Origin of the sequence: Rubrobacter marinus (assembly GCF_011492965.1) — a bacterium.
Taxonomy (GTDB): Bacteria; Actinomycetota; Rubrobacteria; order Rubrobacterales; family Rubrobacteraceae; genus Rubrobacter_F; species Rubrobacter_F marinus.
On record NZ_CP045121.1, the window covers coordinates 4,073,616 to 4,093,767 of the forward strand.

General features: G+C 69.5%; 21 protein-coding genes and 2 pseudogenes. 10 read left to right on the forward strand and 13 right to left on the reverse strand.

The genetic code is table 11. The annotated features are described in order from the left end of the window. Positions 1-107: 107 nt before the first annotated feature. From ald to GBA65_RS20910, 8 genes are all read right to left on the reverse strand, one after another. A complete protein-coding gene (gene ald / locus GBA65_RS20880; protein WP_166398178.1) occupies positions 108-1,229 on the reverse strand; it encodes an alanine dehydrogenase in 1,122 nt (373 codons plus the stop codon). A gap of 36 nt (positions 1,230-1,265) precedes the next feature. Continuing rightward, complete coding sequence (locus GBA65_RS20885) at positions 1,266-2,705, reverse strand: gamma-aminobutyraldehyde dehydrogenase (RefSeq protein ID WP_166398179.1); 1,440 nt, start codon at positions 2,703-2,705, stop codon at positions 1,266-1,268. A gap of 16 nt (positions 2,706-2,721) precedes the next feature. Further along, the gene (locus tag GBA65_RS20890) at positions 2,722-3,429 is read right to left on the reverse strand and encodes an MBL fold metallo-hydrolase (protein WP_166398180.1); all 708 of its coding nucleotides are present in this window, start codon (positions 3,427-3,429) and stop codon (positions 2,722-2,724) included. 1 nt (position 3,430) lies between these two features. Next, entirely contained in the window at positions 3,431-4,879 is a 1,449-nt protein-coding gene (locus GBA65_RS20895; protein ID WP_166398181.1) for an aldehyde dehydrogenase family protein, read from the reverse strand. Between the two features lie 6 nt (positions 4,880-4,885). Further along, positions 4,886-5,764, reverse strand: a complete 879-nt coding sequence (locus tag GBA65_RS25645; protein ID WP_207956394.1) for an APC family permease — start codon at positions 5,762-5,764, stop codon at positions 4,886-4,888. Between the two features lie 11 nt (positions 5,765-5,775). Beyond that, positions 5,776-6,411 carry an amino acid permease gene (locus GBA65_RS25650; protein ID WP_266096616.1) on the reverse strand — a complete coding sequence of 212 codons (636 nt, stop codon included), beginning with the start codon at positions 6,409-6,411 and terminating at the stop codon, positions 5,776-5,778. 143 nt (positions 6,412-6,554) lie between these two features. Beyond that, positions 6,555-7,790, reverse strand: coding sequence for a flavin monoamine oxidase family protein (locus GBA65_RS20905; RefSeq protein WP_166398182.1), 1,236 nt, complete (start codon positions 7,788-7,790; stop codon positions 6,555-6,557). A 4-nt stretch (positions 7,791-7,794) separates the two neighbouring features. Continuing rightward, entirely contained in the window at positions 7,795-9,090 is a 1,296-nt protein-coding gene (locus GBA65_RS20910; RefSeq protein ID WP_407691029.1) for an aspartate aminotransferase family protein, read from the reverse strand. 194 nt (positions 9,091-9,284) lie between these two features. Between GBA65_RS20910 and GBA65_RS20915 the strand changes: the two genes are divergently transcribed. Next, positions 9,285-10,043 (forward strand): GntR family transcriptional regulator, encoded by a 759-nt coding sequence (locus GBA65_RS20915; RefSeq protein WP_228282021.1) that lies wholly within the window; start codon positions 9,285-9,287, stop codon positions 10,041-10,043. Between the two features lie 116 nt (positions 10,044-10,159). Here the strand turns inward: GBA65_RS20915 and GBA65_RS20920 are convergent, their stop codons facing one another. Beyond that, positions 10,160-10,978 carry a hypothetical protein gene (locus tag GBA65_RS20920; RefSeq protein ID WP_166398185.1) on the reverse strand — a complete coding sequence of 273 codons (819 nt, stop codon included), beginning with the start codon at positions 10,976-10,978 and terminating at the stop codon, positions 10,160-10,162. Between the two features lie 281 nt (positions 10,979-11,259). On the opposite strand from GBA65_RS20920, the gene GBA65_RS20925 reads away from it, so the two are divergent. The 6 genes and pseudogenes from GBA65_RS20925 (at position 11,260) to GBA65_RS20940 (ending at position 16,155) form a co-directional block, all read left to right on the forward strand. Then, positions 11,260-12,498, forward strand: coding sequence for an aspartate kinase (locus GBA65_RS20925; RefSeq protein WP_166398186.1), 1,239 nt, complete (start codon positions 11,260-11,262; stop codon positions 12,496-12,498). Continuing rightward, positions 12,491-13,345, forward strand: a pseudogene (gene dapA, locus GBA65_RS20930) (4-hydroxy-tetrahydrodipicolinate synthase); the annotation flags it as partial. The gene GBA65_RS20925 and the pseudogene dapA, both read left to right, overlap by 8 nt. Before the next feature lie 90 nt (positions 13,346-13,435). Next, positions 13,436-14,175 (forward strand): annotated as a pseudogene (dapB, locus tag GBA65_RS20935) (4-hydroxy-tetrahydrodipicolinate reductase). Between the two features lie 118 nt (positions 14,176-14,293). Continuing rightward, positions 14,294-14,416, forward strand: coding sequence for a hypothetical protein (locus GBA65_RS25655; protein ID WP_266096529.1), 123 nt, complete (start codon positions 14,294-14,296; stop codon positions 14,414-14,416). A 64-nt stretch (positions 14,417-14,480) separates the two neighbouring features. After that, positions 14,481-14,624: a hypothetical protein gene (locus tag GBA65_RS23800; RefSeq protein WP_207956002.1), complete on the forward strand. Its 144-nt coding sequence runs from the start codon at positions 14,481-14,483 to the stop codon at positions 14,622-14,624. Positions 14,625-14,637: 13 nt separating this feature from the next. After that, complete coding sequence (locus tag GBA65_RS20940) at positions 14,638-16,155, forward strand: alpha/beta hydrolase family protein (protein ID WP_207956003.1); 1,518 nt, start codon at positions 14,638-14,640, stop codon at positions 16,153-16,155. Between the two features lie 35 nt (positions 16,156-16,190). Here the strand turns inward: GBA65_RS20940 and GBA65_RS20945 are convergent, their stop codons facing one another. Both GBA65_RS20945 and GBA65_RS25660 read right to left on the reverse strand, forming a co-directional pair. Continuing rightward, a complete protein-coding gene (locus GBA65_RS20945) occupies positions 16,191-16,472 on the reverse strand; it encodes a LysM peptidoglycan-binding domain-containing protein (protein ID WP_166398187.1) in 282 nt (93 codons plus the stop codon). A gap of 107 nt (positions 16,473-16,579) precedes the next feature. Continuing rightward, positions 16,580-16,702 carry a hypothetical protein gene (locus GBA65_RS25660; RefSeq protein ID WP_266096530.1) on the reverse strand — a complete coding sequence of 41 codons (123 nt, stop codon included), beginning with the start codon at positions 16,700-16,702 and terminating at the stop codon, positions 16,580-16,582. A gap of 606 nt (positions 16,703-17,308) precedes the next feature. Between GBA65_RS25660 and dapF the strand changes: the two genes are divergently transcribed. Beyond that, positions 17,309-17,776 carry a diaminopimelate epimerase gene (gene dapF / locus GBA65_RS23805; protein WP_207956004.1) on the forward strand — a complete coding sequence of 156 codons (468 nt, stop codon included), beginning with the start codon at positions 17,309-17,311 and terminating at the stop codon, positions 17,774-17,776. Between the two features lie 96 nt (positions 17,777-17,872). Further along, positions 17,873-18,088, forward strand: a complete 216-nt coding sequence (locus GBA65_RS23810; RefSeq protein ID WP_407691030.1) for a diaminopimelate epimerase — start codon at positions 17,873-17,875, stop codon at positions 18,086-18,088. On the opposite strand, the gene GBA65_RS20955 is transcribed toward GBA65_RS23810, so the two are convergent. Next, a complete protein-coding gene (locus GBA65_RS20955; protein ID WP_166398188.1) occupies positions 18,085-18,921 on the reverse strand; it encodes an ATP-binding protein in 837 nt (278 codons plus the stop codon). The genes GBA65_RS23810 and GBA65_RS20955 overlap by 4 nt on opposite strands. Before the next feature lie 224 nt (positions 18,922-19,145). Between GBA65_RS20955 and GBA65_RS20960 the strand changes: the two genes are divergently transcribed. Then, a complete protein-coding gene (locus GBA65_RS20960) occupies positions 19,146-19,346 on the forward strand; it encodes a hypothetical protein (RefSeq protein WP_166398189.1) in 201 nt (66 codons plus the stop codon). Positions 19,347-19,428: 82 nt separating this feature from the next. On the opposite strand, the gene GBA65_RS20965 is transcribed toward GBA65_RS20960, so the two are convergent. After that, positions 19,429-20,085: a MerR family transcriptional regulator gene (locus GBA65_RS20965; RefSeq protein ID WP_166398190.1), complete on the reverse strand. Its 657-nt coding sequence runs from the start codon at positions 20,083-20,085 to the stop codon at positions 19,429-19,431. Between the last annotated feature and the right edge of the window lie 67 nt (positions 20,086-20,152).

Sequence of the window (20,152 nt, forward strand, 5' to 3'; positions counted from 1 at the left end):
GGCCCGGTCCGTACCGCCGCTTGCGGCGGAGATCGTGCGTGTTCCCTTCTGTGCAACGCGCGGCTAGGCCCACTCCACGAGCAAGCTTCGCCGCGCTCGTTCGTCGCTTAATTCAGGAGCGCGGCGGGGTCGGTGTAGGAGAAGCCAAAGGCTTCCGCGACCGGCCTGGAGACCAGGTCTCCGCGAAGGGTGGAGAGTCCCCTGGCCAGCGCCTCGTCGCTCCTCGCGGCCCCCTCGATCCCGTGGTCGGCGATCTTCAGGAGGTACGGCAGCGTCGCGCTCGTCAGGGCGAGCGTAGACGTCCTCGCCACCGCCCCGGGGATGTTCGCCACGCAGTAGTGCACCACCCCCTCCTCCACGTACGTGGGCTCCGAGTGCGTCGTCGGCCTGCTCGTCTCGATGCACCCTCCCTGGTCGATGGCGATGTCCGCCACCACGCTCCCCGGCTTCATGCTCGCCACCATCTCGCGCGAGACGAGCTTGGGGGCCTTCGCCCCGGCGACGAGGACGGCGCCGATCACGACGTCGGACTCTGCGACGTAGGAGGCCGTCCTCGCCCTGTTGGGGATCACCAGGTCCACGCGGCCTTCGAAGATGTCCGAGAGGTACGCCAGCCTCTTCGGGTTTATGTCCAGGACGCGCACGATCGCCCTCATCCCCACCGCGATCTTCGCCGCCTCGGTACCCGAGATCCCGCCGCCGATGATGGTGACCTTCGCCGCGGGCGTCCCCGGCACCCCGCCCAGGAGCAGCCCCGCCCCGCCCTGAGGGCTCTCGAGGTGATGGGCTGCGGCCTGCACCGCCATCCTGCCGGCGACCTCGCTCATGGGGGTCAGGAGCGGCAGCGAGCCGTCGGGCGTCTCGACCGTCTCGTAGGCTATGGAGTTCACCCCACGCTCCAGGAGGAACTCGGTGAGCCCCTTGTCGGCGGCGAGGTGCAGGTACGTGAAGAGCTCCTGCCCCTCGCGGAAGCGGTCGTACTCCTCGGGGACGGGTTCCTTGACCTTGACTATGAGGTCGGCCGAGGAGAAGACCTCGTCGGGGCCGTCGACGAGGCGCGCCCCGGCGGCCTCGTACTCCTCGTCGGGGAAGCCGGCGTTTCGGCCCGCGCCCCGCTCGACGAGGACCTCGTGGCCGTGGTGGACGAGCTCGGCCGCGCCGTCGGGCTGCATCGAGACGCGTCCCTCCATGTTCTTGATCTCTTTCGGTACGCCTACCACTCTGCTCATTTCGGTTCCTCCTCCGTACCGGTGACCGGTACCTTCTCAGGCCTCCAGGTTGGTCATGATGTGCTTGATGCGAGTGTAGTCCTCCAGGCCGTACATCGAGAGGTCCTTGCCGTGGCCGGAGTGCTTGAAGCCGCCGTGGGGCATCTCGGCGACGAGGGGGATGTGCGTGTTGATCCAGACGCACCCGAAGTCGAGGCGGCGGCTGACGCGCATCGCGCGGCCGTGGTCGCGGGTGAAGACCGATGAGGCGAGACCGTACTGCACGCCGTTCGCCCACCTCACCGCCTCGTCCTCGTCGGAGAAGCGCTGGACGGTAATGACGGGGCCGAAGATCTCGTTCTGCGACGCCTCGTCGTCCTGCTCCAGGCCCGAGACGATGGTCGGCTCGTAGAAGTAGCCACGTTCCCCGACCCTGTGCCCGCCGGCGACCACCTCGGCGTGGTCCGGGAGCCGCTCGACCATGCCGGAGACGTGGCGCATCTGGTTGGCGTTGTTCAGGGGGCCGTAGAGGGCGTCCTCGTCGTCGGGAGCGCCAGTCTTCGTCCCCCTCGCCTGCTCGGCGAGCGCGGCGACGAAGTCGTCGTGCAGGCGCGGCGCCACGAGCACGCGGGTGGCGGCGGTGCAGTCCTGACCGGCGTTGAAGAACCCGCCGACGGAGATCGCCTCGGCCGCAAGCTCCAGGTCGGCGTCGTCGAAGACGATCACCGGCGCCTTGCCGCCGAGCTCGAGGTGGGTCCTCTTGAGGTCCCTGGCGGCGGCGCTCGCGACCTCCATCCCGGCGCGGACGGAGCCCGTGATCGAGACCATCTGCGGCGTCGGGTGCTCGACGAGGGCGCGCCCGGTCTCCCGGTCGCCGCAGACCACGTTGAAGACCCCGGCCGGCAGGAACTCCGAGGCGATCTCCGCGAGCATCACGGTCGAGACCGGCGTGGTGTCCGAGGGCTTGAGGACCACGGTGTTGCCGGCGGCGATGGCGGGGGCGAACTTCCAGACGGCCATCATCATCGGGTAGTTCCACGGCGTCACCTGGGCGCACACCCCGACGGGCTCGCGGCGGATAAACGAGGTCATCCCGGCCATGTACTCCGCGGCGGAGCGGCCCTCGAGGACGCGGGCGGCCCCGGCGAAGAACCGGATCTGGTCGACCATCGCCGGGATTTCTTCTTCCATCGTCAGCCCGATGGGCTTGCCGGTGTTCTCGGACTCCAGCTTCACGAGCTCCTCGCCCCGCTCCTCGATCGCGTCGGCGATCCGGAGCAGCGCGAGCTGCCTCTCGGCCGGCGTCGAGTCGCGCCACCCCTCGAACGCCTCCTCGGCCGCCTCGAACGCCCGATCCACGTCGGCCTTGCCGGAGGCCGGCGCCTCGGCGAACCTCTCGCCCGTCGACGGGTTCTCCAGACCGTAGAAACCACCATCGACGGGGTCGACGCTCTCCCCGCCCACGAAGTTCTTCAGCCGCCTCACCTTCGTCTCCATGCTCTCCTCCTTCTCCTTAGTACTTGCAGCGGTCCACGGCGGCGCGCAGCGTCGCCCTGGCGCCCGAGCGCATAACGGAACCGTGGGCCAGGATCACGGTCGCGAACTCCTCCCCGAGCAGCTTCGCCGCCGAGGATCTCGCGAGCGGCGGGTCCGCGCAGAACGCCTTGCGCACGCCGACTCGGAGCTTGAGCGGCAGGCGTCCGAAGGCGTCGGCGGTGAACAGCAGGCCGTCGGCGTCGCGCAGGAGCGAGACGTGCCCGAGCGTGTGTCCGGGCGTCGAGATCAGACGAAAACCGGAGACCAGGTCGCCCTCTCGCAGCACCTTGCCGACCGGCACCGAAGGCGGCTCCGCGCCACGCGACATGTAGCGCAGAAAGGCGTTGCTCTGAGGATCCAGGGCTCTCCGGCCCGAGATCACCTCCGCCTCGTGCGGCGTAGCTCCGACCTCGGCCCGAGGCGCCCACTCCAAAATCCCCTTCAGCCCGCCGGTGTGGTCGTCGTGATGGTGGGTGATGAAGATGCGCTTGAGGTCCTCCGGCCCGGAACCGAGCGCCTCCAGGGCGCCCCGGACGCGCCCGGCGCTCGAACCGACGCCGGTATCCACGAGCGTCCAGCCGTCGTCGTTCTCCAAGAGCAGCATGTTGATGGCGTTCGAGAGCCCGATGGCATCCACGCGGTAGACGCCCTCCGCCACGAGCTCCGGCCTCTTGTCTTCGGCCATGCTAGATCGTCCTCCTCCCGGGCTCGTCGTCGCGCCCGTAGGGATACCACCACTCCTTCTTCTCTACCCTGGGGTCGATGTGTACGTGCTTCGTCTCCTGGAAGGCTTCGAGGCCCTCGCGGCCGAGCTCGCGCCCGATGCCGCTCCCGCCGTAGCCGCCGAACGGGGCGGCGTCGTTGTCGGTGAGGGGGTCGTTGATCCAGACGGTGCCCGCCCGGATGCCGCGCATGCACCGGAGCATCTTCTCGAAGTCCCTCGTATAAACGTTCGCCCCGAGCCCGTACGGCACGGAGTTCGCCGCCTCGATGGCCTCGTCCAGGCTCCCGACCTCGACGACGGGCACCACCGGCCCGAACGTCTCGTCGCGCATCACCCTCATCGAGGGCCCGACGCCGGAGAGCACGGTCGGCTTGTAGAAGAAGCCCCGCTCGCCCCAGCGCTCGCCGCCCGCGACGATCCTCGCGCCATCCCTCACCGCCTCGCCGACGTGACGCTCGACCTTGCCGCGCCCCCCCTCGTTTATGAGCGGGCCGACGTCGGTCGTGGGGTCCATAGGGTCCCCGATCTTCAGCCCCTCGACGAAGCTCCTCGCGGCCTCGACGAAGTCGTCGGCTATAGGCTTCATCACGTAGAACCGCTCGGCCGAGGTGCAGACCTGGCCCGCGTTCAGGCACGCGGCCCACACCGCCCCCTGGGCAGCGACCTCCACGTCCACGTCGTCGCAGACGATAAACGGGTCCTTCCCCCCGAGCTCCAGGTTCGCGCGCATCAGGCGCTCCGCCGCGATCATCCCGACCTTCCGTCCCGTCTCCTGGCTCCCGGTGAACGCGACCATGTCCACGCCGGGGTGGCGAACCAGCGCCTCCCCCACCTCCCCGGCCCCGTAGACCGCGCCCAGGAGCCCTTCGGGGAGGAGGCCGGAGATCAGGGCGTGCATCCGGCGCGTTGCGAGCGGCGTCTCCTCGGAGGGCTTGAGGACGACGGCGTTCCCGGCGGCGAGGGCGGGCGCGAGCTTCCAGGCCGCGAGCAGCAGCGGGTAGTTCCACGGCACGATGCACGCGACGACCCCCACCGGCTCCCTGACGACGAGGGCAAGCTGCTGAGGCTCTATCGGGGCGGGCAGGTAACCGACGGAGTCGCGCGCGAGCTCGCCGTAGTAGTCGAAGCAGGCCGTCGTCCACCCCACCTCGTCGTGATTCTCGACGTAGGGCTTGCCGCCCTCGTGCGTCATCAGCGTCGCGAGCTCGTCGGCGGCCTCCCGCAGGGTCCGCGAGACCTCGTGGAAGATCTCGGCCCGTTCCAGACCCGAGACCCCCCTCCACTCCCCGAAGCCGTGCCGCGCCGCGGCGACGGCGGTGTCGAGCTCGGCGGCGGAGGAGACGGGGACCTCCTCGATGGTCTCCCCCGTCGCCGGGTTGATGACGTCCATGCGCCCGTTGTTCCCGCTCATCCCCGCCTAGCCCTTCTCCGGCGGGGCGCCGACGGTCTCGGGGACCCGGGTCCTGCCGGCCGCGACCTCCGGGTCGACGGTCTCCGGTCGGCGGCCGAAGAACCGCTCGTTGCCCATCACGCGCCACACGACCATGAGGACGGCGCCGAGAAGCAGGAACCCGAGGCCCACGACGAGCGGGAGGCCGAGGCCGAAGATGGAGCCGCCGGTGTAGGAGGCGCCGGGGTCGGAAAGGTCCACCAGGGACCGGAAGAACAGGTAGGCGAGCAGGGTGGCCCCGAGCAGCGGAGCGACCCCGATAAACAAGAAGTTCTTCGCGCTCTTGAAGAGCTCCTTGCGGAAGTAGAGGACGCACGCGAACCCCGTGAGGGAGTAGTAGAAGGCGATCATGAGGCTCAGGGCGGCGACCGTGTCGTAGAGGAAGTTCTCCGAGAAGATGTTGAGCGGCACGTACCAGGCCGTCGCGAGCACGGCGATCGCGATCGTCGCGACGTGCGGCGTCAGGTAGCGCGGGTGGACGTTGGCGAGGGACCGCGGCATTGCCCCGGCGAACGCCATCGAGAGCGAGGTGCGCGAGGCCGGCAGGATGGTCGTCTGCGTCGAAGCGAGGGCGGAGGTGAGGACGGCGAGCACCACGATCTTGTCCCAGGGAGAACCCAGGACGCCGGTGGCGACGGTCGAGAGGATGGCATCGTCGTCGGCGAACTCCTCCACCGTCCCGAGGCCCGCGAAGGCGACCACGGCGGTCGCGACGGCGACGTAGGTGACGAGCAGGATGACCGTGCTGGCGACGGCGGCCTTGCCGGAGCTCGTCGCCCCGTCCTGCGTCTCCTCCGTGAGGTTCACCGAGCTCTCCCAGCCCCAGTAGATGAACACCCCGATCAAGAGCCCCCCGATCAGGGCCGTCGAGTCCGTGATGGCGAACGGCGAGAACCAGGAGGCTTCGGGCGAGATCGAGGTCTCCGGCGCACCCCCGAGAAGACCCTGTAGAGCGCCACGACGGCGAAGAGCAGCAGCGCCCCGACCTGCGCGACGATCAGGACGTCCTGCAACCTCGCCGAGAGCTCTATCCCGAGCACGCACACGAGCGTCATCAGCGCGATGTAGACCACGGCGAGCGCGGTCACGGCCCCCTTGGACTCCGCCGCCCCGTCCAACCCGAAGAGCAGGAACGTGTAGCGGCTCGCGACGTCGGCGAGGGAGCCGATCACGAGGATGCCGGTCACGCTGACGGCCCAGCCGCCCATCCAGCCCACGTACGGCCCCATCGCCCTCGTCACCCACGAGAACGTCGTGCCGGCGTCCTGATCCACGCGGTTCATGTAGTAGAACGCCGCCGCGATAAAGAACATCGGCACGAACGACGCCAGCAGCACCGCCGGCGTCTGCGCCCCCACGGTGACGACGACGAGCCCTATCACCGCGGCCAGGGAATACGCCGGCGCGGTCGAGGCGATCCCGATGATCAGGGCCTCACCGAAACCTATGGCGTTGCTCTTGAGTCCCTTCTCCCCCGTCTCCGGGGCCCTCACGCTCTCCAATTTGCCACTCTCCTCTCCCAAGAAAACCCGCAAAAGAGTCCCACCCGCATGACGCCTACGACACGGGAGCCCCCTTCCGGACAGCTCCGCCGCCACCTCCCGGGCAGCCCTCAGCCCGCCCTTCACGGCGCTGTTCATGAAGCTCGGCGCCGCCGCCACGGCCTCCGCCCCGCGAGGTGCAAGAGCCCGAAGGACCTCCCCGCGGCGCCGAGGCGCACCGCGTCCCCGGGCCCGGCTATAAAGTAGCTGCCCCGGGACCATGCGTCCTCGGACCAGGCCGCCTCCGTCACCGTCCCCGGCTCGGGGAGACCGAACATCCCCCGCAACAACGCCACGGCCCTCCGCTCGCGCTCCTCCCCCGGGAGACGTAGCTCGGCCTCCAGCGGGCGTCCCCCGGCGAAGGAGACGACGCCGGTCTCCCCCCCGGGGCCGCGGACCGTCCACAGGTAACCCAGGGGCGTGTCGGTGACCGCCAGCGCCGGTGCCTCGACCGGTCCGTCGTAGACGAAGGCCATCTTGCGCACCACGCCGTAGCACTCCCCGGAGGCGAGCTCCCGCAGTGGGGGCGGCAGGGGCGGGTCGAACCGGATGCCCCCGTAGAGCGTGAACGGGAGCGCGAGCACCGCCCTCCCCGCCCGGAGCGTCCGGAGCGCGTCGGCGACCCCGTACCGTACCTCGACCCCGCCGTCCTGACGGAGCCCCACGACCGGCGAGGAGTAGCGCACCCGCTCGCCGAGACCCTCCGCGAGCCCCTCGGCGACCCGCCCGGCCCCGCCCTCGACCCGGTACTCGTTCCCCTTGCCGGGGCCGCCGCGCGTCGCCACCTTCACGGCGTACGAGTAGAACGACATCCGGGCAAGCGGCACGGTGGACCCACACGTAGAAAGGAGCGTCTCGACGGCGTGCAGGCCGCCCTCGCTCATCCCATCGGCCCTGAGCCACGCCTCGACGCTGGGGTCATGATCCCCCGGGGCACCCTTCCAGGGCGCCTCCGGGTCCACGCCATCTGCCGCCTCCCCGAGGGCCTCGTGCATCCTGCGGTACACGGCGCGGTCGCGGTCCGAGAGCGGCATCTCCCCCGTCGTGCGTCCCCCGATGCTCCACAGGGACTCCTCCTTGCGCCGCGCGGCGGGGACGAGCCCCAGCCCCAGCTCAGCGACGAGGCGCTTCATCTCCCCGTGCGCGTCGTCCACCCACTCGCCGCCGAGGTCGACGGTGACGCCCCCGACCGCCGTCGTGTGCGTCCGGCCGCCGGGGCGGCTCCGGGCTTCGAGCACCACGACGTCGAGGCCCTTACCCGCGAGCTCGCGGGCGGCGACGAGGCCGGAGAGGCCCGCCCCGATCACGACCACGTCATGGGTGGCGCTCAACGGCTCAGCTCCGGTAGCCCAGCTCCCGTTCCAGCTCGGTGAGCGCCTTGTCCGTGATCTCCGCGATCCTGCTGAGAATCTCCCTGTCGGCCACGAGCGCCGGGGAGTACTGGATGACCGGGTCCTCCTTGTCGTCGAAGCGGCACACGAGCCCGTTCTCCAGGAGCGCCTTGCTGAGGACGCCCTTGAAGTACCGCTGGTACTCGTCGCCCGTGAGGGGCGTCCCGTCCGCCCTCTCGGGGTTGACCTCGACCGCCCAGAAGAAGCCCATCCCCCTGACGTCCTTGACGATGGGGTGAGACTCCGCCATCCGCTTCAGCTCGTCCCCGAAGTGGCCCTCGAGGGCGTGGACGTTCTGCAAGAGCCCCTCGCGCTCTATGATCCTCATGTTCTCCAGAGCGACCGCGCTGGAGACCGGATGTCCCCCGAAGGTCGAGCCGTGCGAGAACATCGGGGCGTTGCGCCTCAGGACGTCGACCATCCTGTCGCTCACCATGACGCCGCCCATCGGCGAGTAGCCGCTCGTGACGCCCTTGGCGAAGGAGGTCATGTCCGGCACGACGCCGAAGCGCTCGATGCCGAACCACTCGCCGAGGCGCCCGAAGGCGCAGATCACGGCGTCCGAGACGAGCAGGACCCCATGCCGGTCGCAGATCTCGCGCACCCGCCGCCAGTAGTCCGGCGGCGGCACGAGGCATCCGCCCGCGTTCTGCACCGGCTCCAGGATGACGGCTGCTATCTGGTCCGAGCCCTCCGTCTCGATCATCGCCTCGATCGCGTCCGCGGCACCCTCCGGGTCCTGCTGCGTGTTCCTGACGTGAAAGAAACCCGCCGGCAGCGGCTCGAACGGGGCCTTGAAGCTCGGCAGCCCCGTCACCGAGAGCGCGCCCATCGTCGTCCCGTGGTACGCCACGTCCCGCGAGATGATCTTGTACCGCCCCGGCTCGCCGTTGGCCTTGTGAAACTGGCGCGCGAGCTTTATGACGGTCTCGACGGCCTCCGAGCCGCTCGATACGAAGAACGCGCTGTTCAGGTCCCCCGGCGCGACCTCCGCGAGCTTCTGGGCCAGCTCCAGCGACCGCGGGTGCTGGAAGCTCCAATTAGGAAAGAACCCGAGCTCCTTCATCTGCCTGGCGGCGACCTCCGCAAGCTCCGAACGCCCGTGCCCGACCTGCGTCGTGAACAGACCCGCGAGCCCGTCCACGTACGAACGCCCCCTGTCGTCCGTCACGTAGCAACCCTCGCCGGAGACGATCACCGGCAGCTTCGCCCAGTCCTCGGCGAAGGGCGTGAAGTGCAAGAGCAGGTTCTCCGCCCCGCGAGCCCCTCCCTGCCCCGCTCCCCTCGAGACCGTGCATGACGTCCATAAGCTTCTCCCGACTCGCTTTCCCGGCCCAGCCGCAATAATATACAGTCGATCGTCGACGATCAAGGGGAGGGCGACGGGGTAGAGATGGGGCATACTGGGGCGGTCGAGGAAGGGCAGGAGGCGTGATGCGGAACGATGTCGCCGACGGGGGCGCGGGCGGGAGGCCCCGGTTGGGGCGGCTGAAGCTCGGTTCTCTGGCGGATGGGGCGTACGAAGCGGTTCGCGGTTCGATCATCCGGGGCGAGTTCGGGCCGGGCGACCGGCTCGTGGAGACGCGGCTCGCCGAGGAGATGGGCGTCAGCCGGGCGCCCGTGAGGGAGGCGCTCAAGCGGCTCGTGGAGGAGCAGCTCGTCGTCGAGAAGCCGCGCTACGGCACCTTCGTCCGCGAGTTCACCGCCCGCGACTTCGCCGACATCTACAACCTGCTCGGCGCCATAGAGAGCCTCGCCGCGCGCCTCATCGTGCGAGAGAACGCCTCCCTCGAGCCCCTGCAAGCCCTCGTCGGGGAGATGGAGCGCGCCGCGCGGGAGGGCGACCTCGTGGGCGTCGTCGACGCCGAGGTCCGCTTCCACGAGGAGCTGTGCGCCGCGGCGGGGAACCGCTACCTCTCCTCCGTCTTCCACTCCCTGAGCGGGCTCGTCCGGATGGCCCTCTCCCTCGACGATGCCACCTACGGCGACCTCGCCGACGTCGCCTCGGAGCACCTGCCGCTCCTCGAAGCATTGGGCAGCGGCGTCGAGGATCGGGCCGTCTTCGCCGTGCAGTCGCACCTGCACGGGATCGTCGGGGGCGAGGGGATCACACGCTTGGGCGGTGACCCCGACGCCGTCCTCCCCCCGCTCGTCTACCCCATCGAGCCCGACGGCCCCGCGTCCAGGGGTTGAAAAGTTCTCCTCAAAGCTCCGCCAGAAGCGAAGCGGGCGGTCGCCCGGCTTCTGGAGCGCAAAAGGCGAGGGGGCCGGTCGGACCGGCCCCCTCGCCTTGACGCGTGTGATCGTCCTTAGCGGTTGAGAATGCCGCGGGTCACGAGGCCGCCGGCGAGGATCAGGAGCCCGGCCAGGCCCGCGATCGGGAGGATGCCGCCCGTGGAGGGGAGGATCTTCGCCGCGGAGGAGACGATGCCCTCTCCGCTACCGGTAGCGGGCAGCGTATCCTGCTCGGAGGCAGCGACTTCGGCGGCGTCGGTGGCCTGGTCGACGCCCTGACCGCCCGCCGGGACGATCTCCTGCTCGGAGGAACCGGTCTCCTCGACGAGCTCGATGGAGGAGAACGCGAGGGTGCAGCCGTACGCGGGGCCGTCGGTGAAGCACTGGGTCACCCCGGTCGCCTCGACCCTTTCGCCGGCGAGGCCCTCCGCCTCTTCGACGCTGTCGAAGCTGCCCACGAGGTAGTACTCGGTGCCCGTCGCGTCGTCGACGAGGTGCTGCCAGCCCCCGATCTCCACGACCTCGCCGACGATCGTGGCCTCCTCCTCGAGCCCCCTGACCCCCTCCACCTCGAGCGAGCAGATCGCGACGGTGCAATCGGCCGTGCCGTAGACCGTTGCGACCTCGCCCTCGAACGGGGCGAACAGGCCCTCGGCACCGTTGAGCACGTACTCCTTGCTCGTTGCGCCATCCACGACGTAAAAATATCCGCCCCGCTCGACCACCTCGCCGGTCACCGAGGCCGCCCCGGTGGAGGGCTGCTCGATCTGGTACTGGGCCTCACCCGCGCCCTGCGCCGCCTGCGACGGGGCCCCCTCCTGCGCATAGGCGGGGACCGCTATCGCCATCATCGCTGCTGCCGCCGCCGTCAGAACCGCAAGCCTGTTCGCCACGACCGTTCTCCTCTCGTCCCCGGAAGCCCCGTCGGCCCCAATGACGAGCATGATGCGGATGTGACATTACGTCCCGGTAACAGAAAGGTGCGTTTTTCGGTAACAGTTTGTCTGAGCTGGCTTTCTTGCTTTCCAGACCCCCTTGCGGCGACGTTCTGCTGTGGAGTAGATCCACTCTGCGTGGGGCGTTGCGGCCGGGTTACGCTCTTGAACCTGCGGGAGAGGTGCTGACAGTCCTTGCCCCGTTGCGTTAGGCTATGGCGAGATCGGAGGTGGCGTCCTTGGGCATCGTTGTCCAGAAGTACGGCGGCAGCTCGGTCGCGACGGCCGAGCACATAAAGGCGGTAGCGGAGCGGGTCAGAAAAGCCCGCGAGGCGGGGCATGGTCTCGTCGTGGTCGTCTCCGCCATGGGCAAGACCACGGACAGGCTCTTAGCACTCGCGAACGAGGTCTCCAGCGAGCCCTCGCCGCGCGAGATCGACCAGCTCCTCTCGACCGGCGAGCGCCAGTCCGTCGCGCTCCTTGCGATGGCGCTGCACGACCGTGGGGTGGCCGCCACCTCGCTCACCGGCCCCCAGGCCGGGATGGAGACGAGCGGCCGCTACGGCTCCGGCGTCATCTCGACCATAAGGACCGAGAGGATGAAGAAGCTCCTCGACGAGGGGCAGGTCGTCATCGTCGCGGGTTTTCAGGGGATGAACGCCGTCGGCGACGTCGTTACCCTAGGACGCGGCGGCTCGGACACGACGGCCGTCGCGCTCGCCGCGGCCCTGTACGCCGAGCGGTGCGAGATCTACACGGACGTCACCGGCGTCTTTACCGCCGACCCGCGCATCGTCCCGAGCGCCCGGCGCATCCCGCTCATCTCCCCGGCGGAGATGGCCGAGATGGCGTGGCGCGGGGCGAAGGTCATGCATCCCAGGGCCGTCGAGCTCGGGGCGCTGTACGGCGTCGAGATACACGTCAGGAGCTCCTTCTCCGAGGAGCCGGGTACCGTCATCAGGGAGGGCAGCAACTTGGAGCGTCTGGAGACCCGCGAGACCCTGGCAGGCATCGTCCACGACCTCGACGTCTCCCGCATAACCCTCACCGGCATCAGGACCGGCCCCGGCACGATGAGCCGCGTCTTCACGCCCCTGGCCGAGAGCGGGGTCTCCGTCGACGTCATCGTGGAGAGCGCCCCCAAAGAAGGGGCCTCGGACATCGCCTTCACCGTCGGCCGCGGGGACTACCGCGACGCCCTCAGGCTCGCCGGCGAGGTCGCGGGCTCTCTGGGCGGCGAGGTCGAGGGCGAGGAGGAGCTCGGCAAGGTCAGCGTCGTGGGGACGGGGATGCTCAACCGGCCCGGCTACGCGGCGAGGATGTTCGCTTCCCTGGGGAAGGCGGGGATACCCATAAGGATGGTCTCGACCTCGGAGATACAGGTAACCTGCGTGTTGCCCGCCGAGAGGGTGGAAGAGGCCGTTCGGATCCTGCACGAGGACTTCGAGCTCGAAGGAATGGAGGAGAGAGATGTTTAGCGGCGCGTTCACGGCCCTCATCACCCCGTTCAGGAACGGGGAGGTCGACGTCGAGGCCCTCGAGGGGCTGGTCGAGTTCCAGATCAAGGGAGGAGTCTCGGGCCTCGTCCCCTGCGGCACCACCGCCGAGACCCCAGCCCTCTCCGAGGCGGAGGACCGGCTCGTCATCGAGACCGTCGTGCGCGTCGCCGCCGGACGCGTCGCCGTGATCGCCGGCACCGGTTCCAACTCCACGGATATGGCGATTAAGTACACCAAGATGGCCGAGGAGGCCGGCGCCGACGGCTCGCTTCAGGTCGCCCCCTACTACAACAAGCCGACCCAGGAGGGCCTCTACCGCCACTTCGCCGCCATCGCCGAGAATACGAGCCTCCCCCTCGTCCTCTACAACATCCCCGGCCGCACCGGCGTGACGGTAAGCGCCGAGACCACGGCCCGCCTCGCCGAGGTGCCGAACATCGTGGGAACTAAAGAGGCGACCCACTCCATGGACATGGCGAGCGACGTACGCCGCCTCTGCGGCGAGGAGTTCGCCATCCTCTCCGGCGACGACTCCCTCACCCTGCCCATCATGTCCCTGGGTGGCAACGGCGTGATCTCCGTCGCCTCCAACGTCGCCCCCGCCGCCGTCTCGGAGATGGTGGCGGCGCTCCTGAACGGCGACTTCGAGCGCGGCCGCGAGCTCCACTACGAGCTTCTCCCCCTCTTCCGGGCGCTCTTCGTGGAGACGAACCCGATCCCCGTCAAGGCCGCCGCCTCCCTGCTCGGCCTCTGCTCCGACGAGATGCGCCTCCCCATGGTCCCGCTCGCCGACGATAATCTTGCGAAGCTACGCGAGGTCATGGAGACCGTCCCCCACCTCCTCCCCACCCCGAAGAGGTCCTCTAGGGCCGTGGCGGACGCCGTCCGCGTAGCCGTGATCGGGGCGGCGGGGCGCATGGGCCGCGAGCTCTGCCGCGCCGCCCTGGAGACCGAAGGGGTGGAGCTCGTCGGGGTACCGTCGAGCCCGAGGCACCCGAGCTCGGCGCCGACCTCGGCGAGCTCGCGGGCGCCGGCAGAATAGGCGTCACCGCCACCGAAGACCCGCCCGGGGAGGCCGACGTCCTCGTCGAGTTCACCACCCCGGAGGCGACCGTGGAGCACCTCTCCTACGGCAAGCCTCATGTCATCGGCACGACGGGGCTCTCCGCGCAGGACCACTCCCGCGTCGAGGAGGCGGCGGGGGCCGTCCCCATCGTCCTCGCCCCGAACATGAGCGTCGGGGTCAACCTCCTCCGCGAGGTCATCGAGGAGATGGCCGCCAAGCTTCGGGGCTACGACCTCGAGGTCGTCGAGACGCACCACCGCAACAAGAAGGACGCCCCCTCTGGGACGGCGCTCTTTCTGGCACGGGCCGCCGCCGAGGGTCGCGGGCAGGACCTCGACGAGGTCGCCGTGTACGGGCGTGAGGGGATGGCGCCTCGTTCCGAGGGCGAGATCGGCATCCACGCCCTCCGGGGCGGGGCCGTCGTCGGGGAGCACCGCCTGATCTTCTACTCCGGCGGCGAGGAGGTCGAGGTGGTCCACCGCGCCCTCTCCCGCCGCACCTTCGCCGACGGCGCCATGCGTGCGGCGAAGTTCGCCGCTACCGCCGGACCCGGCCTCTACTCCATGTCCGACGTCCTCGACGCCGGCTAGCACGCCTCCGCGCCAGTCCCCGTCCTCGGGGCAGTCCCTGCGTCCGTATCTTATCTACGCTTCCTGTTGGGAGAACTCGCGCTAAACTCCTGCGCGACGCCACGAGAGAGAGGAAGAGATGACCGATACCAGGACCTCCATGCCGCCCCTCATCCCGCGCGAGACGCTCTTCGGCAACCCCGAGAAGGCGCAGCCGCGCCTGAGCCCGGACGGGACCCGCCTCGCCTACCTTGCCCCCTGAACGGCGTCCTGAACGTCTACGTCGGGCCCGCCGATGCCCCGTCGGCGACGATGAGTTCGTCCCGGTGACGAGGGACGAGGTCCGCGGCATCCGCGTGTACTTCTGGGCGGAGGACAACCGCCACGTGCTCTACCTCCAGGACAGCGGGGGGACGAGAACTGGCGCCTGCACGCCGTCGACCCGACGAGCGGCGAGGACCGCGACCTGACCCCGTTCGAGGGGTGCAGGCCCAGCCCATCGAGAGGAGCCGGCGCTTCCCGGACGCGCTGCTCGTGGGCCTCAACAAGGAGAGCCCCGAGCTCCACGACGCGTACAAGCTGACCCTGAGCACGGGCGAGCTCGAGATGGTCGCGAAGAACCCCGGCAACGTCGTCGGCTGGGTCGCCGACCACGACTTCGAGGTGCGCGGCGCGGTGACGTCCACCCCCGAGGGCGGCTCCATCCTGCTCCTGCGCGACAGCGCGCAAGGAGACTGGCAGGAGGCCGTAAGCTGGGGGAAGGAGGACGCCCTGACGAGCGGCCCGGTCGGGTTCACGCCCGGCGGAGAGGGGATGTACCTCTTCGACTCGCGCGGGGCGAACGCCGCCCGGCTCGTCGTCCTCGACCCGGCGAGCGGCGAGACGGAGGTGCTCGTCGAGGACCCGCGCTACGACGTCGGCGACGTGATGATCCACCCCGAGACGCGCGAGGCCCAGGCCGCCGCCGTCGAGCGCGCCCGCACCGAGTGGGTGGTCCTCGACGACGCCATCCGGGAAGACTTCGAGGCGATAAAGGGCCTGAACCGCGGTGACTTCGCCGTGACGAGCCGCGACCGCGCCGACGAGCGCTGGATCGTCGCGTTCACCGCCGACGACGGCGGCGCCTCCTACTACTCCTACGACCGGAGCTCCCGTACGGGCACACACCTCCTCGACGCCCGCCCGGACCTCGCCGGGTATGTCCTCGCCCGCATGGAGCCCATCTCCTTCACCTCCCGCGACGGCCTGGTAATAGAGGGCTACCTCACCCTGCCGCCCGGGGACCCGGAGCGACCGATGCCGATGGTGCTCAACGTGCACGGGGGTCCGTGGGCGCGCGACGGGTGGGGCTACGACCCCGAGGCCCAGTGGCTCGCCAACCGGGGCTACGCCTGCCTCCAGGTCAACTTCCGCGGCTCGACCGGCTACGGCAAGGACTTCCTCAACGCCGGCAACAAGGAGTGGGCCGCCAAGATGCACGACGATCTCGTGGACGCGGTCCGTTGGGCCGTGGACGAGGGCGTCGCCGACGGGGAGCGCGTCGCGATCTACGGGGGCTCCTACGGCGGCTACGCAGCACTCGTTGGCGCCACGTTCACCCCGGAGATCTTCCGCTGCGCCGTGGACATCGTGGGTCCGAGCAACCTGATCACGCTCATCCAAAGCGTCCCGCCGTACTGGAAGCCGCTCCTCTCGATCTTCCACGAGCGGGTCGGCAACCCGGAGACGGAGGAGGAGTTCCTCAAGAGCCGCTCCCCGCTCTTCTTTGTCGATCGCATCCAGATCCCGATGCTCGTCGCCCAGGGCGCGAACGACCCGCGCGTCAAGCAGGCCGAGGCCGAGCAGGTCGTCGCCGCGATGCGCGAGAAGGGGATAGACCACGAGTACATGCTCTTCGAGGACGAGGGGCACGGCTTCGCGAGGCCCGAGAACCGCCTCGAGTTCTACGCCGCCGCCGAAAGGTTCCTCGCAAGGCACCTCGGCGGCCGTTACGAAGAGTAGCGAGGGGTAGAAGCGGGGCCCGGGACTCCGGGCCCCTACTCGACCGGGGGCAGCTCCAGGGTCATGCCCGGGTGGATCCTGGTCCCCGAAAGGTCGTTGGCCTCCTTGATGATCTCCACGACGGGCCTCGGGTCCTCGCGGGACGGGGTGTGGGCGACGGCGATGTCCCAGAGCGTGTCGCCGGGCGAGACGGTGTACCGGACGGGCTGCGTCCCGGCGCCGGCCCCGGTCCCCGTGTACAGGGCAAAGACCGCGGCGGTAGCGACGAACAGCGCCCCGAGACGTCTCCTACGATATGTCGAACGGGCAGATTTCACCCAAGAAACATACGGCTATCCAACCCGTTTCCCAACGGCATTTACCCGAGTACGTACATCTGGGGCCTCTTCCGAAGGGGTACAAGCCCGTCCGGAAACCCGTCTCTCTAGCCGTTCTCGCTCCCGCCGCGCGAGCCTTTGGGCGAGATCATCGCCACCACGCTCGACACCCAACCGGGGTCCACCTCCATCCTGCGGGCTATCTCGTCCTCGGGAGCCCGAGGTCCCACAGGCGACCGACCTCCTCCTGCAGACAAACCTCGCCGTGCTCCCCCATCGCTCCCTCTCCTCTCCCGGCACCCGGCAAACCAGGCCCGAACCGTACCGATCGGGATCTTCCCCGTGGCCCCGCTGGCCGATTATGCTCTCCTGCCGCGACCTCGCCAGATCGCGGCAGGAACGCTGTCTTACCCGAATCCTACATACCGCGACGCTTCTCACGCTTGCTCGATGGTATGTACCCCGCCTGCACACTTCGGTGCAATTCTTGCTCGAACCTCCCCGCGGCGTCTTACGACCCCCGGTATGGGGTAGGTTGACCACTGTGAAAACAAATACAGTTCAGATAGTTCATCCTGTCTCATGCGATCATTGGCCGACGATGCTGGCCATGATCCCCACCGACCGCGGCTACAGGGCCCGTTGTCTGACGTGCGGCCATACCGGGCCGCGACGCGAGAGCAAGGAGCTCGCGTGGGTGGCTCTGATGCGCTGACGTGTGAACGCCGGGAGGGGTCGAGGCTCCCTCATCGCTCGAGAGGAGGCGTAGAGGTAAGAGAGATCAAAGGCGGTAAACTGCGGGAGACATGGGAGCCCGAAGAGGACGTTAGCGAGACTTGCACTTCACAAAGATGCACGGCGCCGGCAACGACTTCATCATCCTCGACCCGGGCGAGGTCGAGGAAGTGGAGGACCTTGGCGCCCTCGCCCGCAAGGTCTGCGACCGCCACTTCGGCGTCGGCGCGGACGGGTTGCTGATCCCGGCGCCCTCGGACTCCGCGGACCTGAAGATGGTCTACCTCAACTCGGACGGCTCCCCCTCCGAGATGTGCGGCAACGGCCTCCGCTGCCTCGCCCGCTACGCCCGGGACTACGAGATCCTGGACGGCGACGCCCTCACGATGGACACCGGCGCCGGCGCGAAGAAGGTCATCCTCTTCGAGGACGGCTCCTCGCGGGTGGACATGGGCCCCCGTCCCTCGGGAGGACGCCGAGCTGCGCGGCTTCCGCTTCTCGCGCGTCTCGATGGGCAACCCGCACGCCGTCGCCTTCCTGGACAGCGAGGCCGAGGTAGACGCGCTTGACCTCCGAGACGTGGGACCAGGGATCGAGCGTGACCCCACCTTCCCGAAGGGACGAACGTCGAGTTCGCGTATCCACGGTCTCTGGAACAGCTCAGGATGAGGATCTGGGAGCGCGGCGCCGGCGAGACCCTCGCCTCGGGCTCCGGCTCGTGCGCGACGGCCGTAGCGGCGATCTCGCGCGGCTTGGTGACGAGCCCCGTGCGCCTGATCCTGGACGGCGGCTCGGTCGAGATAAGCTGGGAGGGCGCACAGCAGCCGGTCTACATGACGGGCCCCGCCGAGTACGTCTGCGAGGGAGAGCTGCTCCTCTAGCGGCCGAGCTCCGCCTCAAGCTCGTCCACGAACTGCCTCGCGGTGCGCCCGCTCCTTCCGGCGTGCCAGCGGTCCCAGAGGAGGGCGCGCTCCTGGAGCTCGTCTTCCGGCATCTTTATGCCCCGCTCCCCGGCCAGCCCCGCGACGATCTCCAGGTAGCGCCTCTGGTCGGGGGCGGCGAAGGTCAGGCGCAGGCCGAAGCGGGCGGAGAGGGAGAGCTTCTCTTGCATGGTGTCGCGGGCGTGGACGTCGTCGCCGAGCTCCCCGCGGTCGGAGAAGTTCTCCCGGATCAGGTTCCGGCGGTTCGAGGTGGCGTAGACGCGGACGTTGGGCGGCGGCTCCTCGATGCTCCCCTCCAGGAGCGCCTTCAGGGCCTTGTACTCGACCTCGTGCTCCTCGAAGGAGAGGTCGTCCACGAAGAGGACGAAGCGCGGCCCCCGGTTGCGCAACACGTCGAGCACCAGCGGCAGCTCGCGCAGATCCTCCTTGGCGACCTCGACGACCTTCAGCCCCCTGTCGGCGTACTCGTTCGCTATCGCCTTGACGGTCGAGGATTTGCCGGTGCCGGGCGGACCGTAGAGCAGGGCGTGGTGCGCCGGCAGCCCGGCGACGAACCGCTCGGTGTTCGAGATCAGGGGCCCCCGCTCCCGCTCGTAGCCCACGAGCCCAGCGAGCCGCGTGGGGTCCGGCCGCGGCACCGCCGAGAGCCCCCCGTCGCGCCAGCGAAACGCCGCGTGGCGCCCGAAGGCACCCGCCCCGTGGCGGGAGAAGAACTCCGCGAGACCCCCGGCCTGCCCGCCCCAGTCCCGAGCGTCGGCGAGGGACCGGGCCACCTCGCGCCGGGGCGAGGGACCGGGCGTCGGCTCGAACCCGGGCGCCGTCCACAGCCCCGCGAGCTCCGGCGCCGCCCCTCGACGGCGCCGAGCAGCGCCTCCGCCCCGAACCCGAAGAGCGCCCGCAACACCCCAAGCTCCCGGCGGGCCTGCTCCAGGAGCGTGGGTGCGAGCTCCCCCCGCTCGGCCCCCAGCGAGAAGGGGTTCTCGTCTTCGAGGATGCGATGGACGAGGTAGGACCGCCACGCGTCGGGGAGCAGGTGCTCGGGCGCCTCCGCGATCTCCCGCCACCACCGGCCGCAGACCTCCGCCACGACCGCCGGGTCCGGGCCGTCTTTCTGCAGCAGCTCGAGCAGGACCAGCCCCTCCCGGACCGCAGGGGAGTCGACGACGCCGCGCAGCAGCGCCAGCCCGTGAGCCCGTAAGAGCAGGGTTTTAGTGTCGGCAGGCTCCACGCGGACGGACTTTAGCAGCAAAGGGCCCCATCGGCCGGGGTCGACGGGAGAGTCAGCCGCCGAAGAGGCGGGCCCAGAAGCCGCGGTTCTTGAGAACCTGGATCTCGGCCTCCAGGCGGGTGCGCTCCTCGGAGATGGCGGACTTCTCCTCGACGATCTCCACGCGCTCCCTGATGAGGCGCTCGCGCTCCTCCTCGAGCCTCGCCTTCTCCTCCTCCAGCGTCGAGATCGTCTTCTCCTGGAGCTCGCGCTGGTACTCGATCAGGTTGAGCCGCTCGATCTCGGTCCACAAGCGATCGATCTCCGTGCGCGCGGCGTCCCGCTCTTTGCGGACCTCCTCGATCTGGCGGCTGCGCTCTTCGAGGCGCGTCTTGTAGTCCTGGCCCTGTTGCAAAAGCCGCTCGTACCGCTCGAACGGCACCGCCGGCAGGCGCGACGAGGTCTCCTCGCCGTAGGGGAAGTCGTCCCCGAGGACCTCGCCCTCGAAGACCTCCTCTTCCTCGACAGCCCCTTCGGCGCCGTTGCCGCCCAGGACGCGCGAGAGCTCCTCGACCTCGCGCAAGAGCAGGCTGTAGCCGCCCCGTACGCCGCGCTCGGCGTGCAGGCGGCCCTCCGCGACGTACCGGCGCACCGTGCTCGGCGACCGGCCGAGAATCGCCGCCGCCCCACCGAGCCCTATTCGCTCTTCTCTGCCCTCCATGGGGTCCATGCCCGCATTCTACTTTAGCCCGTAGCCGACAGCCATCGGTGGGGGCCCGCTCCCGCAGAGCGAGGCC

What these genes read in the sequence shown, in the direction of transcription:
- GBA65_RS20895 (WP_166398181.1), bottom strand. Translation starts at nt 4,879, where the DNA reads ATGAGCGGGAACAACGGGCGCATGGACGTCATCAACCCGGCGACGGGG.
- GBA65_RS20915 (WP_228282021.1), top strand. Translation starts at nt 9,285, where the DNA reads ATGCGGAACGATGTCGCCGACGGGGGCGCGGGCGGGAGGCCCCGGTTG.
- GBA65_RS20960 (WP_166398189.1), top strand. Translation starts at nt 19,146, where the DNA reads ATGGACGAGGTAGGACCGCCACGCGTCGGGGAGCAGGTGCTCGGGCGC.
- GBA65_RS20890 (WP_166398180.1), bottom strand. Translation starts at nt 3,429, where the DNA reads ATGGCCGAAGACAAGAGGCCGGAGCTCGTGGCGGAGGGCGTCTACCGC.
- GBA65_RS25655 (WP_266096529.1), top strand. Translation starts at nt 14,294, where the DNA reads ATGACCGATACCAGGACCTCCATGCCGCCCCTCATCCCGCGCGAGACG.
- GBA65_RS23810 (WP_407691030.1), top strand. Translation starts at nt 17,873, where the DNA reads ATGAGGATCTGGGAGCGCGGCGCCGGCGAGACCCTCGCCTCGGGCTCC.
- GBA65_RS20885 (WP_166398179.1), bottom strand. Translation starts at nt 2,705, where the DNA reads ATGGAGACGAAGGTGAGGCGGCTGAAGAACTTCGTGGGCGGGGAGAGC.
- ald (WP_166398178.1), bottom strand. Translation starts at nt 1,229, where the DNA reads ATGAGCAGAGTGGTAGGCGTACCGAAAGAGATCAAGAACATGGAGGGA.
- GBA65_RS20965 (WP_166398190.1), bottom strand. Translation starts at nt 20,085, where the DNA reads ATGGACCCCATGGAGGGCAGAGAAGAGCGAATAGGGCTCGGTGGGGCG.